The 20,596-nt window shown below is 57.0% G+C and carries 19 protein-coding genes and 2 pseudogenes; all 21 read left to right on the top strand.

The genetic code is table 11. From position 1 onward, the window contains the following. Positions 1-66 precede the first annotated feature (66 nt). The 21 genes and pseudogenes from H9L05_RS22135 (at position 67) to H9L05_RS22230 (ending at position 20,593) form a co-directional block, all read left to right on the top strand. On the top strand, positions 67-3,288 hold the full coding sequence (locus H9L05_RS22135) for an efflux RND transporter permease subunit (protein WP_187734537.1): 3,222 nt from the start codon (positions 67-69) through the stop codon (positions 3,286-3,288). A gap of 3 nt (positions 3,289-3,291) precedes the next feature. Then, positions 3,292-3,603, top strand: coding sequence for a DUF6122 family protein (locus tag H9L05_RS22140; RefSeq protein ID WP_187734538.1), 312 nt, complete (start codon positions 3,292-3,294; stop codon positions 3,601-3,603). A gap of 48 nt (positions 3,604-3,651) precedes the next feature. Further along, the gene (locus H9L05_RS22145; protein WP_187734539.1) at positions 3,652-4,206 is read left to right on the top strand and encodes a helix-turn-helix transcriptional regulator; all 555 of its coding nucleotides are present in this window, start codon (positions 3,652-3,654) and stop codon (positions 4,204-4,206) included. Positions 4,207-4,445: 239 nt separating this feature from the next. Beyond that, the gene (locus tag H9L05_RS22150; RefSeq protein WP_187734540.1) at positions 4,446-6,470 is read left to right on the top strand and encodes a PAS domain-containing sensor histidine kinase; all 2,025 of its coding nucleotides are present in this window, start codon (positions 4,446-4,448) and stop codon (positions 6,468-6,470) included. A 22-nt stretch (positions 6,471-6,492) separates the two neighbouring features. Beyond that, positions 6,493-6,909 carry a response regulator gene (locus H9L05_RS22155; RefSeq protein ID WP_187734541.1) on the top strand — a complete coding sequence of 139 codons (417 nt, stop codon included), beginning with the start codon at positions 6,493-6,495 and terminating at the stop codon, positions 6,907-6,909. A gap of 256 nt (positions 6,910-7,165) precedes the next feature. Continuing rightward, positions 7,166-7,501 carry a four-helix bundle copper-binding protein gene (locus tag H9L05_RS22160; RefSeq protein ID WP_187734542.1) on the top strand — a complete coding sequence of 112 codons (336 nt, stop codon included), beginning with the start codon at positions 7,166-7,168 and terminating at the stop codon, positions 7,499-7,501. Positions 7,502-7,664: 163 nt separating this feature from the next. Then, entirely contained in the window at positions 7,665-8,303 is a 639-nt protein-coding gene (locus H9L05_RS22165; RefSeq protein ID WP_223285034.1) for a hypothetical protein, read from the top strand. Positions 8,304-8,453: 150 nt separating this feature from the next. After that, positions 8,454-8,660 (top strand): heavy-metal-associated domain-containing protein, encoded by a 207-nt coding sequence (locus H9L05_RS22170; RefSeq protein ID WP_187734543.1) that lies wholly within the window; start codon positions 8,454-8,456, stop codon positions 8,658-8,660. Positions 8,661-8,754: 94 nt separating this feature from the next. Further along, positions 8,755-8,952, top strand: coding sequence for a hypothetical protein (locus H9L05_RS22175; RefSeq protein ID WP_187734544.1), 198 nt, complete (start codon positions 8,755-8,757; stop codon positions 8,950-8,952). Positions 8,953-9,271: 319 nt separating this feature from the next. Then, entirely contained in the window at positions 9,272-10,135 is an 864-nt protein-coding gene (locus tag H9L05_RS22180; protein WP_187734545.1) for a DUF2231 domain-containing protein, read from the top strand. Then, positions 10,114-10,389 (top strand): hypothetical protein, encoded by a 276-nt coding sequence (locus H9L05_RS22185; protein WP_187734546.1) that lies wholly within the window; start codon positions 10,114-10,116, stop codon positions 10,387-10,389. The genes H9L05_RS22180 and H9L05_RS22185 overlap by 22 nt, the downstream gene beginning before the upstream one ends. Positions 10,390-10,395: 6 nt before the next feature. Further along, a complete protein-coding gene (locus tag H9L05_RS22190; RefSeq protein ID WP_187734547.1) occupies positions 10,396-12,783 on the top strand; it encodes a multicopper oxidase domain-containing protein in 2,388 nt (795 codons plus the stop codon). Between the two features lie 23 nt (positions 12,784-12,806). Then, positions 12,807-13,586, top strand: a complete 780-nt coding sequence (locus H9L05_RS26595) for a DUF6122 family protein (RefSeq protein WP_229743192.1) — start codon at positions 12,807-12,809, stop codon at positions 13,584-13,586. Positions 13,587-13,996: 410 nt separating this feature from the next. Next, positions 13,997-14,469, top strand: a pseudogene (locus H9L05_RS22200) (DUF2625 family protein). A gap of 85 nt (positions 14,470-14,554) precedes the next feature. Continuing rightward, positions 14,555-15,040: pseudogene (locus tag H9L05_RS22205) on the top strand (DUF6503 family protein); the annotation flags it as partial. 47 nt (positions 15,041-15,087) lie between these two features. Beyond that, on the top strand, positions 15,088-15,345 hold the full coding sequence (locus H9L05_RS27130) for a DUF6503 family protein (RefSeq protein WP_394368515.1): 258 nt from the start codon (positions 15,088-15,090) through the stop codon (positions 15,343-15,345). Further along, entirely contained in the window at positions 15,345-15,968 is a 624-nt protein-coding gene (locus H9L05_RS22210) for a DUF2911 domain-containing protein (RefSeq protein WP_187734549.1), read from the top strand. The genes H9L05_RS27130 and H9L05_RS22210 overlap by 1 nt, the downstream gene beginning before the upstream one ends. A gap of 61 nt (positions 15,969-16,029) precedes the next feature. Continuing rightward, positions 16,030-16,278, top strand: a complete 249-nt coding sequence (locus H9L05_RS22215; protein WP_187734550.1) for a DUF6122 family protein — start codon at positions 16,030-16,032, stop codon at positions 16,276-16,278. Positions 16,279-16,503: 225 nt separating this feature from the next. Continuing rightward, on the top strand, positions 16,504-17,463 hold the full coding sequence (locus H9L05_RS22220; RefSeq protein WP_223285035.1) for a tyrosine-type recombinase/integrase: 960 nt from the start codon (positions 16,504-16,506) through the stop codon (positions 17,461-17,463). Between the two features lie 657 nt (positions 17,464-18,120). After that, the gene (locus H9L05_RS22225; protein ID WP_187734551.1) at positions 18,121-19,986 is read left to right on the top strand and encodes an ABC-three component system protein; all 1,866 of its coding nucleotides are present in this window, start codon (positions 18,121-18,123) and stop codon (positions 19,984-19,986) included. Continuing rightward, positions 19,979-20,593, top strand: a complete 615-nt coding sequence (locus tag H9L05_RS22230; protein WP_187734552.1) for an ABC-three component system middle component 1 — start codon at positions 19,979-19,981, stop codon at positions 20,591-20,593. The genes H9L05_RS22225 and H9L05_RS22230 overlap by 8 nt, the downstream gene beginning before the upstream one ends. Positions 20,594-20,596: the final 3 nt, after the last annotated feature.

Consider the following 20,596-nt stretch of genomic DNA (forward strand, 5'->3'; position numbering starts at 1 on the left):
CCTCCCCATTTCCTGGGCTTACCCGAAGGGCCGGCACCCCGCCGCCTTCTTTTGCGCTAACCACCGATGCTTGATAAGATAATTCGCTTTGCCCTGCAGAACCGCCTGCTCATGCTGACCTTCGCCGTGGGCCTGCTTTTGGCTGGGGCGTACACGGCCCAGCAGCTGCCCGTGGACGTGCTGCCTGACTTGGACCGTCCCCGCGTGACCGTCTTCCTCGAATCCCCGGGCATGGCCCCCGAGGAAGTGGAGGCGCTGGTGACGCTGCCCGTGGAAACGGCCCTGAACGGGGCCACCGGCGTGTCGGCCGTGCGCTCAAACTCGGCCATCGGCCTGGGCATGGTGTTCGTGGAGTTCGACTACGGCACGGACATCTTCACCGCCCGCCAGATCGTCAGCGAAAAGCTGCAGACCGTGGGCGAGCAGCTGCCCACGGGCATCACGCCGGTGCTGGGCCCTATCTCCTCGGTGATGGGCCAGATCATGCTCGTGGGGCTGTCGGGAGGCAAGGAAACGAACGCGGCCGACTTGCGCACCCTGGCCAACTACACCGTGCGCCAGCGCCTGCTCAGCATCCCCGGCGTGGCCCAGGTCATCCCCATTGGCGGCGACAACCTGCAGTACCAGGTGCTGCTGGATATGGCCCGCCTGAACGCGACGGGCATCACCGTCAACCAGGTGGAGGACGCGCTGCGCAACTCCAACCTGAACACCACCGGCAACTTCTTCGACCGCAACGGCTCGGAGGTGCTCATCCGCAACCTGGGCCGCCTGCGCTCGGTCACGGACATTGAAAACATCATCGTGGGCTACCGCGAGCAGTCACCGGTGCGCGTGGTCGACATCGCCCGCGTAGAGTTCGGCGCCCGCTTCAAGCGCGGGGACGGCAGCGTGAACGGCAAGCCGGCCGTGATTCTGAGCATCGAGAAGCAGCCGGGTGCGGCCACCGTGGGCCTGACCGAGGCCGTGGAAAAAGCGCTGGTGGAGCTCAAGCCCTCCCTGCCTAAGGATGTGCAGGTAAACACCCGCCTGTTCAAGCAGTCGGAGTTTATTGAGTCGTCGATCACCAACGTGGAGGAAGCCCTGCGCGACGGCGCCATCCTGGTGATCATTGTGCTGTTTGCCTTTTTGCTCAACGTGCGCACCACCTTCATCTCGCTGGTGGCGATTCCCCTCTCGCTGCTGGTGACGGCGCTCGTGTTCCGGGCGGCGGGCATCTCCATCAACACCATGACCCTGGGTGGGCTGGCCATTGCCATCGGCGAGCTCGTGGATGATGCCATCGTGGACGTGGAAAACGTGTACCGGCGCCTGCGCGAAAACCGGCAGCTACCCAAGCCGCGTCCAGTGCTGAAAGTCATCTACGCCGCCAGCTCGGAGGTGCGCAACTCCATCGTGTACGCCACCATCATCGTGGTGCTCGTGTTCCTGCCCCTGTTTGCCCTGGAGGGCATGGAAGGGCGCATTTTCGCGCCCCTGGGCATCGCCTACATCACCAGCATCGTGGCCTCGCTGTTCGTCTCGCTCACCATCACGCCCGTGCTCTGCTACTACCTGCTGCCGAAGATGAAGCAGATGGACCACCCCGAAACCGACGGGGGCCTGGTGCGCTGGCTCAAGAAAAAGGATACCCGCCTGCTGGGGTGGGGCTTGCAGCACCCCAAGCTGGTGCTCACCTCCACCGCGTTGCTCTTTGTGATGGCGGCGGCCATGGTGCCCTTCTTCGGCACCGAGTTTTTGCCGCCCTTCAACGAGGGCTCGCTGACGGTGAACTTCTCCGCGCCCGCCGGCACCTCCCTCACCGAGTCCAACCGCCTGGGCACCATCGGCGAGGAGCAGATGCTCAAGATTCCGGAGGTGGCCTATACGGCGCGCCGCACGGGCCGCGCTGAGCTCGACGAGCACGCCGAGTCCGTCAACAACTCGGAAATCGAGGTGGCCTTCAAAACCGAGGAGGAGCTGGAAAAGGAAGGCCGCGAGATGCGCAGCCGGGACGAGATCCTGGCCGACATGCGCGACAAGCTCAGCCTGATCACCGGCGTGAACGTCAACATCGGCCAGCCCATCTCCCACCGCCTGGACCACCTGCTCTCGGGCGTGCGGGCCCAGGTCGCCATCAAGGTGTTTGGCAACGACCTGCTGGAGCTGCGCCGCTACGCCAATGAGATCCGCGCCGCGGCCGCCACGGTGCCGGGCGTGGTCGATCTGCAAGTGGAAAAGCAGGTGCAGATCCCCCAGCTGCTCATCCGCCCCCGCGAGGACGCCCTGCGCGCCTACGGCATGGAGCGGGGCGAAGTGGTGCAGGACCTGGAAACGCTCTTTCAGGGCGCCGTGGTGTCGCAGATGCTTAACGGCCAGCAGCGCTTTGACTTGATCGTCAAGCTGCCCGAAAACCAGCGCAACGACCTGACCGCCATCGGCCAGACCCGCATTGAAACGCCCACCGGGGCGCTGATCCCCGTCAGTCAGGTGGCCGACATTCTCTACGAGCCCGGCCCCAACACCGTCAACCACGAAAACACCCAGCGCCGCATTACCATCTCCCTGAACGTGGCCGAGCGCGACCTGGGCTCCACCGTGAAAGAGATTCAGCAGAAAGTCAGCCAGCAGGTCAAGCTGCCGGCGGGCTACTACCTGACCTACGGCGGGCAGTTTGAGAGCCAGCAGTCGGCCTCCCAGAAGATCCTGTGGCTGAGCTTGTTTTCGCTGGCCGGCATTTTCCTGGTGCTCTACTCGCACTTCAAGTCCACCTACATGGTCGGCCAGATCATGCTCAACATTCCCCTGGCCCTGATTGGCTCGGTGGTGGCAGTCCTGCTCACGGGGGGCACGTTCAGCATCGCCTCGCTGGTAGGCTTTATCACGCTCACCGGCATTGCCTCGCGCAACGGCATCATGATGATATCCCACTACATCCACCTCGTGGAGCACGAGGGCGAGAAGTTCGGCCGGCGCATGATTGTGCGCGGCTCGTTGGAGCGTCTGGTGCCCGTGCTGATGACGGCCCTGGTAGCAGCCCTGGCCCTGGTGCCGCTGACGCTGGCCAAGGACGCGCCGGGCAAGGAAATCCTGTATCCGGTGGCTACCGTGATTCTGGGCGGCCTGCTCTCCTCGACGTTCCTGGACATCATCGTCACACCCGTCGTGTTCTGGCTGGTGGGCGAGAAGGCCCTAGCCCAATACTTTGCTTCCCACCAGGAAGTGAGCCTCGACGACCACCCCCAGGAGTTGGATGCCCAGCCGCTGACGCCGGCCGGGGACCGCAATCCGGTACTGCCCGTGCGCTAAGGGATGCTCCACGCTTTTCTCCATATCACGGTGCCTGGCCTCGTCGCCCTGGGATTTTACCGGCCCCACTGGCGGCGGGTCTGGCTGGTGCTGGCCGCGGCCTTGCTGCTCGACCTGGACCACCTGTGGGCCACGCCCTTCTACGACCCGGACCGCTGCAGCATCAACTTCCACACCTTCCACACCTACTGGGCCATCGGCGGCTACGGGCTGCTGCTCGTGCCCGCCCGCACCCGGGTGTGGGCCGTGGGCTTTCTGCTGCACATGGGGCTGGACTACATCGAGTGCTGGCAACGCGGCATCTACCTGCCTTAACGCCGCGCACTAATGGTCCCTTACCCCGATGCTGCTTCGCCTACCACTGTGCTCTACATCAAGCACATGGTGTGCGCGCGCGGCATTCGGGTGGTGCGCCAGGAGTTGGAAGGGCTGGGCCTGCAGGTGCTCGACGTGCGGCTGGGCGCCGCTACGGTCGCCGGCCCGGCGGAAGCGGTGGACTGGCCCCGGGTGCGGGCCGCGCTGGAAGCGGCCCGGTTCGCGCTGCTTGAAACCTGGCACCAGACGCTGGTGGAACGAGTGAGCGGAGCGGTAAACCGGCGGCTGCGTCAACCGGGGGAGGTGCTGCGGCACCGGGCCTTTGGGGCGGCCGTGGCCCAGGAGCTGGGGTTGTCGTATCCGCAGCTTAGCGCGGCCTTTGCCCGGCTGGGCACCGGCCAAACCCTGGCGGGTTTCCTCCTCGGCGAACGCCTGGCCTATGCTCAGGAGCTGCTGGCCTCGTCGGACCTCGGCGTGGGCCTCATTGCCCGGCGGCTGGGGTACAGCAGCCTGGCTCACTTCTCCGGTCAGTTCCGGCGCCTGACCCGCTGTTCGCCTTCCACGTACCGCCGGCTGCAGCAGGCCGAGGTGGGCCTTGATTGAAAGTTTGGTTTAAATATTACATGGGTTTAATTGGGTTGAATTCTCCAGCAGCCGTTACCATCGAAGCAGCATAGCTCTCTGAAATGGGTCTGGCTATCTTTAGAATTCACTCCAGCTAAGAGGCATGAGGCCTGGTAGGCAGGTCGTACTCGTTTGCAGCGCTCTGATTTTTCAGTGTTAGGTCAGGTAGGTAAACCGTGTACCTTCGTTACGGCTACGAGCTTTCTTGACTTATAACTATGCCAGTTGCACTAGATGTAGGGCTCCTCTTCCATGCGCTGCCCACACCCTACATGCTGCTCTCACCGGCCTTGGTGATTGAAGCCGCCAGTGACGCCTACCTGCGGGCCACGCTGACGAAGCGGGAGCGCCTGGTAGGGCAGTACCTGTTTGATGCCTTCCCCGACAACCCGCTCTCGCCCGAGGCTCAGAGTGTGCATAACCTGCGCGCTTCGCTCACGCAGGTGCTCGTCACCGGGCAGCCGCACGAGATGGCCCCCCAGCACTACGATGTGCCCGACCCCGAGCGCCCCGGCAAGTTCGTCGAGCGCCACTGGCACCCGCTCAATACCCCGCTACTGGATCCGCAGGGCCGGGTACTCTACATACTCCATTCCGCGCGCGACGTCACGGCCGAAGTGCAGGCCCAAGTGCACCTGCGCGCAAGCCATGCCGCCGATCAGCACGCCCGCGCCGAGGCCGAGCGCCAGGCCGCCGAGCGCCTGACGTTCTACCGGGTGTTTGAGCAAACCCCTGCGCTCGTGGCCTTGCTGCGCGACCCTGGCCACCGCTTCGAGTACGTTAACCCCGCCTACCAGGCCTTGTTCCCCGGCCGCCAACTCGTAGGCCTCGACCTGGCCGTGGCGGTGCCCGAGCTACAAGACCAAGGATTTGGGGACCTGCTGGACCGCGTGTACCAGACCAGCGAGACCTACTTTGGTCAGGAGATGCCCTTCACGGCGCAGCCCCCGCCCGGGCAGCCGCCGCGCCGCGCCTACTACAACTTCACCTACCAGGCCTACCGGGAAAACGGTCAGGTAGCGGGCATCTCCATTTTTGCCTACGACGTGACCGAGCAGGTGCTGGCACGCCAGGAACGCGCCGCGCAGCAGCGGCAGTTGCAGGACGTGTTCGAACAGGCGCCGGTCGCCATTTTCGTGGTACGCGGGGAAGAGTACATCTTCGACGTCGTGAACCCCAGCATGGGGCAGATGTTGGGCAGCACGCCAGACCAAATACTGGGTCAACGTTACTTCGACCTGCTCCCGGCCCTGGCCGACCAAGGCTACCGCGACCTGCTCGCGCAGATCTGGCACTCGGGCCAGGAGTACGTGGCCCACGAGCAGGCGGCGCAGCTGCCCCACCATCGCGACGGGGAACCGGGCTATTATAACTTCAGCTACGTGCCCCTGCGCAATGCCGAAGGACGTACCACCAGCATTATGTGCGTGGCCGTAGACGTCACCGCCCAAGTACGGGCCCGCCAGCAGGTGCAGGACTTAAATGAAGAACTAGCGGCCATTAACGAGGAGTTGCAAGTCACCAACGAGGAGCTGAACCAAAGCAACACGCAGCTCACGCGCACCAACGTGGACCTGGATACGTTCGTCTACACGGCCTCGCACGACTTGAAAGCGCCCATCACCAACATCGAAAGCATTGTCCTGGCTTTGCGCGAGACGCTACCGGCCGCCGTGCAGCACGACGAGATGGTGGCCCACCTGCTGGCGCTGCTGGACAAAACAATCGCCCGCTTCCAGGTGACCATCACTCAGCTCACCGATATGACCCGGCTGCAACTGGCCCACACCGGTCCCGTCGAACCGGTGGTGCTGGCCCAGGTGGTGGAGGATGTCCGCCTGGATTTAACCCCCCTACTCCTGGCCGCCCAGACCCAGCTCACCGTGGACCTGACGCCGGAGTTGGTCGTGTCCTTCGCCCCGGCCAATCTGCGGAGCGTGGTCTACAATCTGCTTAGTAACGCCATCAAGTATCGGGCACCCGACCGGCCTTCGGTGGTGCTGGTGCGCGCCGCGCAAACGCCCAATGGAGTGGTGCTGGCAGTGCAAGACAATGGTTTGGGCATGAGCGAGGTGCAGCAGCGCCAACTCTTCGGCCTGTTCCAACGGTTGCATACGCACGTGGAAGGCACGGGCGTGGGTCTCTACATCAGCAAGCGCCTGGTGGAGAATGCGGGCGGCACCATTTCGGTGCAGAGTCAGCCCCATCAGGGCACGACCTTCACCGTCACCTTTCCTGCCTAAGCGCCTTTTCTTCTTTTGCTCTATGCCGCCGTTAACTACCGTGCTCCTAGTCGATGACGACAGCACCACCAATTTCCTCAACAAACTGTTGCTGACCCGGATGGGGGTAGCGGAGCAGGTGCTGCTCGCCGAGAATGGCGAGCAGGCCTTGCGCACCATCGTGCAGACCTGCTCGGCGCCGGCCGCCGCGCCCTGCCCGCAGTTAATCCTGCTGGATATGAACATGCCTGTCATGAACGGGCTGGCCTTTCTCGAAGCGTACGCGCAGCTGCCCCGGGACCAGCAGTCAGCCATTGTCATCATTATGCTTACTACCTCGCTCCACCCCCTGGACTTGGGACGTGTCCAGCGACAGCCCATTGCTGGCTTTCTGAGCAAACCGTTGACCAAGGAAAAGGTCACCGCTATTCTAGCCGAGCATTTCCCGGCTCCCGGGTAGGGGGAAGATCTTCCCTCCACGATTCACGCGGGTTTTCCCCTGCGCCGACTGACTACCAGTTCCCCCTGCTAAGAAGGGAAATGTAACAGTTGGACCAAACTTGTAACCAAGGCCGAAGTGGTGCCAGTTACGGTGGAGAAATCCCAAAATCATGCAAGGGAAGGGATGTAATATATAAAACCGCAGATAGCAGGGGGGTATACCTATATAGCGGCCCGGTTGGGTTGCCTTATCTGTTCACCTAACCCTCTTTCCTATGCACAATCAGAATCAAAGCCTCCTCGCTGCCCTCAACGCCTGTATCGCTGCCTGCGAGCACTGCGCCACCGCCTGCCTGCAAGAGCAGGACGTGAAGATGATGGCCCGCTGTATTCAGCTGGACCGCGACTGCGCCGATATTTGTGCCCTGACTGCCCGCTTCGTGGCCCGTGGATCCGAGCACGCCCAACACCTGCTGCAACTCTGTGCTCAAATCTGTCATGCCTGCGGAGTGGAATGTGCCCAGCACGGCGAGCACCACGACCATTGTCGTATGTGCGCTGAGGCCTGCAAGCAGTGCGAAGAAGCCTGTTTGGCCGGCGTAACCGCTTAGTCGGGTTTCCGTTGCTGAAAAGCCGGCTTGTAGCATTACAGGCCGGCTTCCGCATTTCTGCCGGCCGGGAATTTAAGCACGTTTGCGACGCAATTCTATACGGCTACCCACCCCGGGGGTCGGTAGCTTTACTACTTATTTCCCGCCTCTCAATTCCCATCCCATGTCATTCTCCCCGCCGCTGCGCAAGCTCGTGCTCACGGCTCACATTACCTTTTCCGTGGGCTGGCTGGGGGCCGTCGCTGCCTTTCTGGCCTTGGCCATCGCGGGCCTAGTCAGCTCGGACCCGCAGTTGGTGCGAGCGGCCTACCTGGCCATGGGCCTGAGCGGCTGGTTTGTCATCGTACCCTCCAACCTGGGCGCGCTCGCAACGGGGGTGGCGCAGGCCCTGGGTACCCCCTGGGGATTATTTAAGCACTACTGGGTGCTGGTCAAGCTGGTGCTCACGGTGGGGGCCACGCTGCTATTGCTGCTGCACATGCAACCCGTGACCTATCTAGCGGACGTAGCCGCGAAAACGGACCTGTCCGCCACCGATCTGCGCGGGCTGCGCCTGCAGCTCTTGGCTGACGCCGCGGCCGCGCTAGTGGTGCTGCTCACGGCCACGGCTATTTCCGTTTATAAGCCCTGGGGCCGCATCGGTCAGTGGCGACAAGCAAGGCGCGATCGGGTAGAACGAGGGTTGCCCGCGTCGGCGGGACCCACCCCCTGGAGTCGTTACCTGCTGCTGATCCTGCTGGCGCTGGGCCTACTTTTTGTTCTTGGCAAGCACCTGCTAAGCGGGGGCATGGGCCACCATTAAAGGTACTGGTTACTGGTACCAGCGCGGGGAGTAGACTTCAAATCATGCAAGCCAGAAGCCTAATTCTGTACCCCTTCCCGGGCACGGGCCGCTACTTTTGGGTGTTTTAATCCCGAACCCGCCCGCCTTGGGCGCTACTCATTTCTTCTTATGAAAACGCTCCAATTCAAAACCAACATCAATTGCGGCGGCTGCATCAAGGCCGTGACGCCCACCCTTAATGGTGAGAAGGCCATCACCTCCTGGCAGGTGGACACGACCAACCCCAATAAGGTGCTCACCGTGACCGGCGACGTCACCGAAGAGCAGGTACTGGCGCTCGTGGAAGATGCCGGCTTCAAGGCTCAAAAAGCCTAATTACTTTCTTTATCATTACCCACGGCGTACGGACCGTGGCTAGTTGTACCATCCCGCGGCCGTACCGGCGGGCTCACCCTAACCACTCGAACCGATGAAACGCAAAATGATGATGTTCGGCGCTGCGGCGCTGCTCTCCGGTGGCGCCCTGTTTGGCTTTACCAACCCCGCGCCTACCGCCGCGGACTGCCCGCTAAAAGGCACGCCCGATTGCCCGCTGGTAGAGAACTGCGCCCAGGCCGGTACGCCGGCCTGCGCGACCGGTGCCCCTGACTGCTGCGCTGCCAAGTAAGCTGATTTTGCTCGTTGTAAACGCCTGGCCCTGCGGCCGGGCGTTTTTCGTTTTAGCGGCCCACCAAAGCCGCTCAAAGCCGAGTCCGGCACGCTTAGCCGTCAACCATTCTGCTTGAAATTATGCAACCGGGCGACCCTGTGCATGCAAACATTGGGGAGAGTTGACCACGTATGGAAGCACAAGGAAAAGCACCGACCACTTGGCTAGAACTGGCGGTCAGCGCTTCTCTCCCTCGCCCTTCGGGATGTGTCCCCCGCGCTGCTGCTTGCGGTGAGCCGGGGTTTTCTCGTGTACCAGCCTTATTCCATTCGGCTCTATGTTTTCAGATTTTCCCAATCTGCACCCCTTGGTGGTGCACGTGCCCATCGTTCTGATTATGCTAGCGGCCGCCCTGCAGGGCCTGCTGGTGTATCGCGACTGGCCCCCGGTGCGCTGGATAACGCTGGGTATCATGGCCGGCGGCTTTGCCGGGGCCCTGGCGGCTAGCACGGTGTTCCACGCGGCGGCGGCTGGTTTGTCGCCCCGGGCGGCGGCGGTGTACGCGGCCCACGAGCAGTACGCGGGCTATACCCTGTGGCTCTCGGGCATCACCCTGCTGCTGGCCGGCGTAGGCCGATACTTTAAGATTGAGCGCCGGTCCTACGAAGGGCTGGTGCTGGTTGTGGCTGTGGCCGCGGCCGGCGTGCTCTCCGTGGCCGGCCACCGGGGTGCCCAGTTAGTTTACGTAGAGGGTGTGGGGCCCCAGGGCAACCTGCTCGATAAAAGCCACGGCCACGGGGGCGAGGAAGCCATGCCCGCCATGGACATGCCGGCGCCCGGCACCGACGCGCCCCACCTGGATCCTGTACCGCACGAGCCGCCGCCCGCAGGCCCGTCGGCCAGCGGCTCGCCCAACCAGGCCCAACCCAGAATGGAGGGCATGAACATGCCCCCTCAACCGCGCGGCGGCCAACCCTCGCGGGCCCCGGCGGCCGAGACCCCGCGGCCAGGGGCCATGGCGGATATGCCGGGGATGAACATGCCCGGCATGAGCACGCCGCGTTCCTCCGCCCCGGCCCCCGGCCGTAAAGCACAGCCCGCCCCGATGGATATGAGCAACATGCCGGGCATGGACATGGGCCCCCCCGCTCTAAAAATACGCCCCGGAATCAGCCCGCCATGGGCAATATGGGTACGATGAAGGGCATGGAGAACATGCCCGGCATGCCGCCCGCCGGCGGTCAAAAGCCCGCCACGACCCGCCAGTCCATGAACGACATGCCGGGCATGCCGGGCATGAAAAAGGGCGAATCCATGCCTAGTATGGGCGACATGAAGGGAATGGAAGGGAAGGGCGCGGGGACAATGCCGGGCATGGCGATGCCCAGTCCCCTGGACAAGTTTCGCTTCGAGGACAACAACCCCGCGCGCAACCAACCCAAAAGTAATAACTAATTGACAATGAGAATACTCTTTCTACTGGGTGCGCTGCTGGCTACCTTGTCCGCCTGGGCGCAAAGCATGCCGGGCATGCGCATGACTAAGGGCGCCGAGCCCCACCTGACCCAGTCCGCCCCCCCCGCCGCCGAACTGCGGGGCAACGTCGTGACGCCCCGCAGCAGCTACGTGGGCAAGCGCGTGGAATATGACTTGTACGTCGACGAGCGCCTGGTCAACTTCACCGGCCGCACCCGCCACGCCATGGGCATCAACGGCCAGATACCGGCCCCCACGCTCACCTTCAACGAGGGCGACACGGCCGTCATCCGGGTGCACAACCAGATGGCTATGGAAACCTCCGTCCACTGGCACGGCCTGCTGCTGCCCAACGAGGAAGACGGCGTGCCCTACCTCAACACGGCCCCCATCGAGCCGGGCACCACCCACACGTTCACGTTTCCTCTGATTCAGAGCGGCACCTACTGGTACCATTCCCACACCATGCTGCAGGAGCAGTCCGGACTCTACGGCTCCATCGTCATCCACCCCAAGCGGATTCCCCACGAGCTGAAGGAGTACGTGCTGGTGCTCTCCGACTGGACCGACCACAAGCCCAAGGAAGTGCTGCGCTACCTCAAGCGCGCGGGCGAATGGTTTGCCGTGCAGAAAGGCGCCACCCAGAGCTACGGGGAGGCCCTGGCCGCCGGCTACTTCAAGGACAAGCTTAAGCAGGAGTGGGGCCGCATGCCGGCCATGGACCTGACGGACATCTACTACAACAAGTTTCTGACTAACGGGCAGGAAAAGGGCTATTTCAAGGACGCCAAGCCCGGGGAGGTGGTGCGACTGCGCGTCATCAACGGCAGCGCCTCCTCGTATTTCTACCTCCAGTACGCCGGTGGTCCCATGCAGGTGATTGCCGCCGACGGCATCAACGTGGAGCCCTTTCCGGTCACCAAGCTCGAAATTGCCACGGCCGAAACCTACGACCTGCTGGTGAGTGTGCCCGCGATGGGCGCGGCCGAGTTCCGGGCTACGGCCAACGACATCACGGGCTACACCTCCACCTACATCGGGGAGGGCGAGCCGATGAAAGCGCCGGACCTGCCCCGCATCAACTACTTCCAGATGATGCGCGAAATGGGCAGCATGGAAGGCATGAGCGGCATGGACATGGGCGGGGCCGGCATGACCAAGCAGCAGCAGGGCAGTGGGGAAATGACAGGCATGGACATGTCGGGCCAGCCGGGCCAGAAGCCGGCTAGTGGCTCGCAGATGCCGGGCATGGACATGCAGCACGGCGCGGCGCCCGCCACCACGGCGCCCTCGCCGCAGAACCGGCCCGCGAATACCCAGGAAAAAGCCGGCAAGAGCATGGGCAGCATGCAGGACATGGGCAGCATGGCGGGCATGGACATGGGGGGCAGCACCGGCGACTTCAACTACAACCAGCTGCGGGCCCTCAACCCCACCACGCTCGACTCCACCCAGGCGTGGCGGGAAATCAACCTGACCCTGACCGGCAACATGCTGCGCTACGTGTGGTCGTTCGACAACAAGACCCTGTCCGAGGCCGACAAGATTCCCATCCGCAAGGGCGAAAACGTGCGCATGACCTTCACCAACACCACCATGATGCGCCACCCGCTGCACCTGCACGGGCACTTTTTCCGGCTCGTCAACGCCCAGGGCGCCTACTCGCCGATGAAGCACACCTTCGACATTCAGTCCATGGGCAAGGTCACTATCGAGTTCGACGCCAATGAGGAGCAGGACTGGTTTTTCCACTGCCACATCCTCTACCACATGATGGCCGGCATGGCCCGCGTCATCAGCTACGAAGGCTCCCCGCAAAACGAATTTGCCCGCACCGACTACAAGGTGCTGAAAAAGGAAGACAACCGGCCCTACCTCTGGGCCGACCTGATGGCGCACTCGCAAGGCACTTTTCTGGAAACTACCCTCTCCAACAACCGCCACGCGCTGGAATTCGAGGGCCGGGTGAACTACCAGGGTAACTTCGAAACCGAAACCCACCTGCTGCGCTACCTCGACAACCGGCAGTTTCTCGCCGCGTTCGTCGGCTTCGACTACCGCAACAACCGCACGCTGCTCGCGGAAGGCGAACGCAACACCAAAAACAACCGACGAGTGTTCGACGTGGGAGCCTATTACCTGCTGCCCCTGCTCGTGCGCTCGGAGCTGCGCCTGGACAGCAACGGCCAGGTGCGCCTGCAGCTGGAACGCACGGACCTGCCCCTGAGCAACAACTTCTTCGCCGACCTGCTGGTGAACACGGACCGGGAGTATAACCTCACCTTTCGCTACCTGGTCAGCAAGTACGTGTCGTTGAGCACCAACTACGACAGCGACTACAAGTGGGGGGCCGGCCTGACGATTCACTACTAATCCGGCCTATCATAGTCCAGCCTATGCTGCCCTTGTCTGTTGTCCGCCGCCTCCTGTCCGTCGCCGCCGGCCTGGTCCTGGCATTAACCGGTTGCCGGTCCTCCGCTATTGTCCCTACGTTTTCAGATACGGGCAAGTACCACCCTTCGCGGCCGGTACCTCGCGTCGACACGACGACGGCCGTCACCGCCCAGGAGTACCGCACCACCCTGCCCAGGCGGGTAAAGGCGGAAGGGCGGCCCCAAGTCGCGGACACGCGGGACCACGTGCGCAGGGAGAAAAAGGAGCCAGCGGGCGAGCCAGGCCGCCGGTATGCCAGAGCAACGCCCGGGGATACCGTGCGTAGCGCTACCCGGCCGGTGGCCCCGCGCGAGCCCCGCCAGTACGCCTCCCCCACGTTATTCAGTGCCCAAACGCTGGTGCATTATGGCCTGCACTTTGTTTTCCCAGTCGTGTTGGCGCTGGTGTTTTTCCCCTTGGTGTGGCAAACCGCTTACCTGATTATGTTGGCCACGATGGCCATCGACTTGGACCACCTGCTGGCCAAACCCATTTTCGACCCGTTGCGCTGCAGCATCGGGTATCACCCGTTGCACTCCTTTTATGCCATCCCCGTGTATGCGCTACTGCTCCTGCTGCCGGCGACGCAAATGGTCGCCGTGGGGCTGCTGTTCCACCTTTTCACTGACACGGTGGACTGCTTATGGAACTTCAGCCATTGCCGCGAGTGCTACCTCAACTCTCGTATTTATGCCTTGCGCAACTGGGTGCGGAAGCTACTGGGCCGTGAAGTAGCTGAGTAAGTTAGAGTAGCGGAGAAGGTTAAGTAGAAGGAGCACTTCTACGTGCTCGTTTACGACCACTGAGTAGGTACCAGAAGTGGGTCCGTGGAAATTATGCAAGTCATAGTTAAGCTTGGCGTGGCACTCGACTGGTGTAACAAACCCAAGCCCCAAGCAGTAACATTGGTTAACGTAATGTGAGTTATAAGAGTGGACTTGGAATAATTATTAGCTCCTAGCACCATTCTGGGCACTCAAGATTAGCCCATTTCCAGTTTGAAGCACTAGTTTTAGATCGGCCTAAGCGAGAAGAGGAGAAAACGTATCGCCTGCCTTGCTTTTCGCTCTGGCGGGCCATCCCCTCTTATCGATATCGTATCCCTAGCAGACGACCGATCCTGGCTGGGTGGTCGTTTCCTTCTTTTTAGTTTGTGGCCCGTATTTCTCCCTCTAGTTCTCGCTTCTGGCTTAGTCTGGTTCTGCTGCTCTCTACTGGCGCTTGCCTCACTGCTCAAACCCCGGCCCCGCGTCCCTTAGCGGAGCTAATCAATCAGCAAGAGCCTGGGTGGGCGCTCGTTTCGCAGTGGCTGCGCGAAGCTAAAAACCCGGTGCAGGTGTTACCCAAAACCCCGGCGCGGGCCGATAGCACCTTGCTGGCGGCGCAAGTCACCACGCGCTCGCCCCTGGGTGCTATCATCTATGAAACCGGGGGCTGCTGGTGGATGGCGGGTGGCTCCGGATCCTGGGCTCGGGCAGTCCGGCCCTGAATAGGACCCTGATGGAGTGGAACCAAGGCAAGCCAGCGGGTATGCTGCTGATTGCCGACGATGTTATAAAGGCGAGGCAACTTGGGAAACTTGCTTTAAAAGCTTTTTCGGTGTCAAGGATGAATATGGTTTTCTAGGGGTCACATTTTCGATGTTTCATTGCCTTCTCCTTGCAACAGGAAAGGGAATGTAGAAAAATAAAAAAAATGATTAGCTGGTTTTATGAGAAATAATTGGTTTCGAGGTTGTACATTTTTTTTGGCTGTAATACACGCAGTCGCGGTTCTTTCGTGCCAGAAGGGAGGCGATAAAATACCCGTTTCAATAAAGGCTAAAAGCAAAGCCCAGGAGGTGGTAGACTTATCTATAAAAGCTCACGGCGGCAAATTGTTTGATAAAATCTTGGTTCGCTTCACCTTCCGAGAAAGGCAGTATACCGCTTTTAGAAATGATGGCTTTTTTACCTATACAAGAGCTTTTAGAGATTCTTCTGGCCATGTGAAGGACGTGCTGCAGAACAACGGCTTTTACCGGGAAGTCAATGGCCAAAGGATTGACCTGTCAGAAGATAAAAAACGGGCCTACTCAAACTCTGTAAACTCTGTTATCTATTTTGCCTTATTGCCTTATGGTCTGAACGATGCCTCTGTCCACAAACAGTACCTGGGGCAGTTTATGCTGAAAAATATTCCTTTCCATAAAATTAAGGTAACCTTCAACCCGGAAGGGGAGGAATTGATTTTGATGATGAGTTTGTGTATTGGATACACCCCCAAACATATAAAGTACACTATCTGGCCTATAGCTATAAAGTCAATGGAGGAGGGCTGCGGTTCAGGGAAGCTTTTAACGACAGGGAAATCAACGGCGTGGTGTTTCAGGATTATATAAATTTTGAACCCCTGTCTGACACCGCTTCGCTGGAACACTTGGACAAAGCTTTTCTAACCGAGCGCCTTAAAAAACTTTCAGACATTCACCTGGAGAATATTTTGGTAACCATCAACAAATAATGAAGACAACCTATTTAAACCTCTTGGCAGGTGCTTTGGCAGTTGTAGCAGCTGTCAGCTGTAACAATCCCAGCCAACACGAAGATGAAACCCAGGCCAAGCTGACTACAAAAGCAGATGATAAGGAACAAATCTCTGCCTCTACGGAATCTCAGCCAGATACCATCAAGAAAAGTATTCCGTCAGAAACCAACGGAAAGATAGGCAAGGCCAACGTGCACATTACCTATCACTCACCGGGTGTGAAAGATCGGACAATCTGGGGCGGACTAGTAGCATTTGACCAAGTATGGGTGACCGGGGCACACAAAGCAACTGCTGTCAAGTTGGATAAGGCAGTAACAATTGACGGAAAGGAAGTGGCAGCAGGTACGTATGCCTTATTCACTATACCGGGGAGAGAAGAGTGGACCATCATCCTGAACAAAGATTATGAGCAACACCTGGCAGATGACTATGATCAGAAAAAAGACGTTCTGCGGGTAAAGGTAAAGCCGAAAACGCTTGATCAACACCAGGAAAGACTTAAGTACGAGATACATGCTACTACTACCGAAGAAGGAGCAATCACCATTTCTTGGGAGAAAGTCCAAGTTTCCTTGCCAGTAAGCACGAACTTCTAATACGTATGGTGGCAAGGGCAAACAGTTAGCGTTGCTTTCCTAGATAGGCAAAAGTACTGGCATGAGCGGCGCTTTCCTGTTACATATGGTGCTGCCTGTGGTTGTTCCAATGGCTATTGCGTGGTTGTTCTATCAGTCACTATTCAAGCGAGCCACCTTGTTGCTGCTGGCAGGGATCCTGCTAGACTTAGACCACCTGCTGGCCAATCCAATTGTTGATCCCAACCGGTGCAGCGTAGGGTATCAGCTGCTGCACCAATACTGGCTTATCCCCGTGTATGGACCAGGGCGTACGCAGCAAAAATTCTAGACTTCTTTTCTAGCTTGTGAGAGCCTACTGCGTTCGAAAACCTGAATGCTCTAGCTGATGGTAAAACGGCACTAGCGCCGCAAAGGCCCTTCGCTAGGTTTGATGCGTACGCCCTGATCAACTACCCGCGATAAGGACTGATAAGATTAAGTTATCAGTCCTTATCTTGCACGCAGAAAGCTCATCCATTTTTGGGTGTTTTACTCCTAATAGTATATAGCTACCGTGAGCAACCTGCCCGTCGTCCCGTCTGCACCCACTGCCCAGGTGCCGGCCCACCTCATCGACTCCACCCACCGCTACGTCGAAAGTGGGTTGCGCGGGGCGGCCAACACCATCCGCGCGTACGCCGGGGACTGGCAGCGTTTCACGACGTGGTGCGCCCTGCACGGCATGGAATTCTTGCCCGCCCCGGCCGAGGCGCTGGCCGGGTTTCTGACCGAGCTGGCGGACGCCGGCAAGAAAGTGGCCACGATCCAGCGCCACGCCGCCGCCATCGCCAAAGCCCACGAATTGGCGGGCCTGGACTCGCCCACGGCGGACAAAAAGATCAAAGTGCTGCTCAAGGGCATTGCCCGCGAGAAAAAGACCCGCATCAAGCAGGCGGCGGCCTTTTCGCTGGCCTCGTTCAAGCGCACGATTAAAAGCATCGACGTCTCAACGCCCACGGGGCTGCGCAACCGGGCTTTGCTCTTGCTCGGCTTTACCGGAGCTTTTCGCCGGTCGGAACTTGAAGCACTGAACCTCGAAGATTTAGCCTTCGACGAGGAAGGCTTGGTCGTCTCGCTCGACAAAAGCAAGACCAACCAGCTAGGCCAGGCCGAAGAAAAGGCTATCTTCTACTCGCCCGACCCGGCGCTGTGCCCCATTCGCTCCCTACAGGCCTGGCTGCGGGTACTTAGTCGGTCGGAAGGACCCGTGTTTGTCTCGCTGCGCAAAAACCAACAGGTCACCTCCCGGCGGATGACGACCAAGTACATCAACCTGATTGCCCAGCAGTACCTGGGCCCGGGCTATACGGCCCACTCCCTGCGGGCCTCGTTCGTGACCGTCTCCAAGCTCAACGGGGCCGACGACTCCAAGGTCATGAACCAGACCAAGCACAAGACCAGCGCCATGATTCGCCGCTATACCCGCCTTGATAATGTGCGCCAGCACAACTCGGCTAAGGAACTGGGGTTATAGTCCTAAATGAAGTATTAAAAGATTGTTAAGAACAGAGGATTACAAAAAAGATAATAGGCAGGGTTTTATTACTGGTTCGATATTTTAGGCATAATTAAGACACCTCAAATCACTCCAAATGATAGCGGAGAACCTGTGTGAAAGTAACTGCATAATACAAACCAGTATCATGTTATCAATTCCTAGGTGTGTGCCACTTAGCACCGAGCGTAGAGGCCTACTATGACAGTGGGCCTTTTTATTATTGCCCATGACCAATAAAGTAGCTTTGACTGCAACAGCAGCTCAGCACTTGCCCATAATAATTACACTTTGCTAAGAATAAACTATATATAAAAATATTTCATGATGAAATTGGGTTCGTTGCAAAAAACAATGGCTTTATTGATTTATAAATTAGTACTGAGTTACATCAGATTACGGTAATTAATTGCGCTTTTAGTACTGCTTTCTCTAAGTTGAAACTAATAAATTAGTTATACTAGATCACAACATGAATGTTTTTTAGCTAGTAGGGATCTTGAAATTATTATACACATCCATTTAATTCTAAGTGACTTATCAAAGCAAACTTGTTTACAGGATTATGTATTCATAGATTGGTGCAATTTTGACAGTATCATTATAGGAAATTCGGGATTTTTAGACTTATGTATTATGCTTAAGAAGCTCAGATTAGAACAAACTAAAAAGTATGAGCTTGCTATAGCGGCAAATCTGGTTTCTACTATGCTAACCTCATTCGTTAGCGGCAGATCTCATTCCCTGAGTATTGGTAGTGAACAAGGTGGAGTTGAGAAGTGGGATGACCTTGTTATTGAGCTATCAACTGATCATTATCAGCACATTCAAATAAAGCGGCAAAACTCTTCCTTTTGTACGCCTGGTTTCAAGCCAGTAAGAGATAACTATACTTCAGGACCGAGACAGGGAATGTTAAGGGACTTATCTCCTTTAGATGAATCAATGCATAAGCTGGGCGCTTACTTACTAGATCCAGCAGTTGCAACTCAGAGGCTAAAGCGCAGCTTTTCGATATTAATCCCTGATTTGCGTATTGATATCAAAGAAGGATTATCATTAAAAGAATTATATGAGCTTTGTCAAACGCAAATAAAGGTCACAACCACATCAGCGGGTTTACAGGCTTTAGAACAAGCGAGCCCTACGGCAAAAAAAATATTTGATTGGCTCAGAACATGGTGTGGGTTTGTTGATCATGCTCATATACTAAACGCTTTACGTGTGTTTGAAGTAAGGCAGTGTTTTGGTGAAAACGAGATTGATGCCGATACAAAAAGAGAGCTCTCTACATGCTTTAGTAAACCGACTGATGTTCTACGGGTGCTGGTTAGCTTTATTGATGAGAACTCAAGTTTTACTAGTGCGGTAACTCCAAGACCATTGCTCTTCGATTTGCTTTCTTATTTACTCCCTTCTACTGTATCATGGACGCAGTTTAGAAAGGATGAAGGTGGTTGGAATGTTTCAGGTATACATGATAGGAGGTTTGGTTTTATTGAGCATCCTTCAAGTATAGTACCGACCCTTTGGGGCCCTCCAGGTGCAGGCATACTTAAATATTATTCTAAAGACCATTCTAGTGGTCCACTACCAAAGGCAATTATTAGGTTGCTACTACATATTCAACCTGCTGCAGTTGCACATGTAAGCGACAAAAGTGCTTGGAGTATTGTAGCGAAGAATTTGGTCGGCGAGACATTAGGTATTAGCGAGGATGATTGTGAAGCTTTGCATGTGCAGGACGATAGTGACTGTTATGTTTCTTCTGATAAACGTGTCTTAGAAAAGTTGAGAGATTCTGAAGCTGAGGCTGAACTGCTTTCTATCGAAATGCACAAAAAGTCTTGGGAACTAATAGGTAATCACATTTTACGCAAGTTGGAAAAGCTGCCTTCTTCTGAACTACGCGATGCAGTAGAAGATAGGTGGCAGCTTTGGAAGGATGAACTTGATAAAGATATAGACAAGCAAAAGTTACTATGTCAATCGATGTTGCATCCCAAGGCGGAAGGTGAAGATATCTCTGCAGAGCTCCGATTTGGACCTAAAACAACTTCAATGGTTGCTGATGGCATACTTCTATTGATGGTAGTGGTTATCTGTATAGGAGACAAAGACAGTAACTGGGATACTATTGACACACAGTTAACGATCAGTGTTAAGGCGTTAAGTCATTGGAGCGGACCTTTTGGCCAGACTCGGCGTGTACGCAAAATCACAGAAGATGGCGTTTCGGCTTTAATAGGAAAGGAGCCTTCAAAAATTCTTGTATTATCAAGAATTGACGCGTCATCAAGTACTGTACTACAGGAGAGTTTAATTGATGATACTGACTTTGCAGGTAGCATGGCTAGCCCTCGTCAACCAATATTACTTGTCACAAATAACCCCACAGTTAATAGATTAATTAGGCAGGGCATTATTGCTGATATTAAAGAGTATCTGAATGGTAAACTGAAAAAAAGCTTGGCGGCCAGAAACCTTACTGAAAATGAGTGATTCGAATTTTAATGAAATAACATCGCAATTACTAGTTAAAAATATAACTGCGTTAGCTAGTGATAGGTTCTTAACTCTTGGTAATGATGAACAAAATATGTTTGAGTTCGACTCAGCGAAAGAGCTGTTAGATAAGGCAGTCTTAAGACTGAGGCGCAACATAGATGGTATAGGTGGGGTGAGAACCATATTAGTTCTTGTGCTTAATAATTATAATGAATTCAAAGATGCTTTGCGCTGGGCGGCACTAATCAAGGATGAGTTATTAGAGCCAGAAAATGGCGACTTGTATATGTTTGTAGTTATAAAAGATGAGAATCTATCCATAGAACAATGCACGAATATTGAATCAAGTGATAGAATATGCAGGAAATATATTTTTCGCCCAGGAGAAACAGTGCCAGAATTTTTAAGCAGAACATTCATTGAGCCAGTCGTAGGCAATGGAAGTACTGATAGCATAATCGACCCACTGAGTTTGGCTTTAGAGAAGGTTTCTCAACAGCATCAGTGGTTTGATTCCAGTGAACAGGAGCGTTGGAAAACTGCTTTGCTATCAGGAAAATCAGGTCATGAATTAATTGAGGTGCTGTTTAAAATTTCTTAAGGA

Origin of the sequence: Hymenobacter qilianensis (genome assembly GCF_014489555.1) — a bacterium.
In the GTDB taxonomy this organism is placed as follows: domain Bacteria; phylum Bacteroidota; class Bacteroidia; order Cytophagales; family Hymenobacteraceae; genus Hymenobacter; species Hymenobacter qilianensis.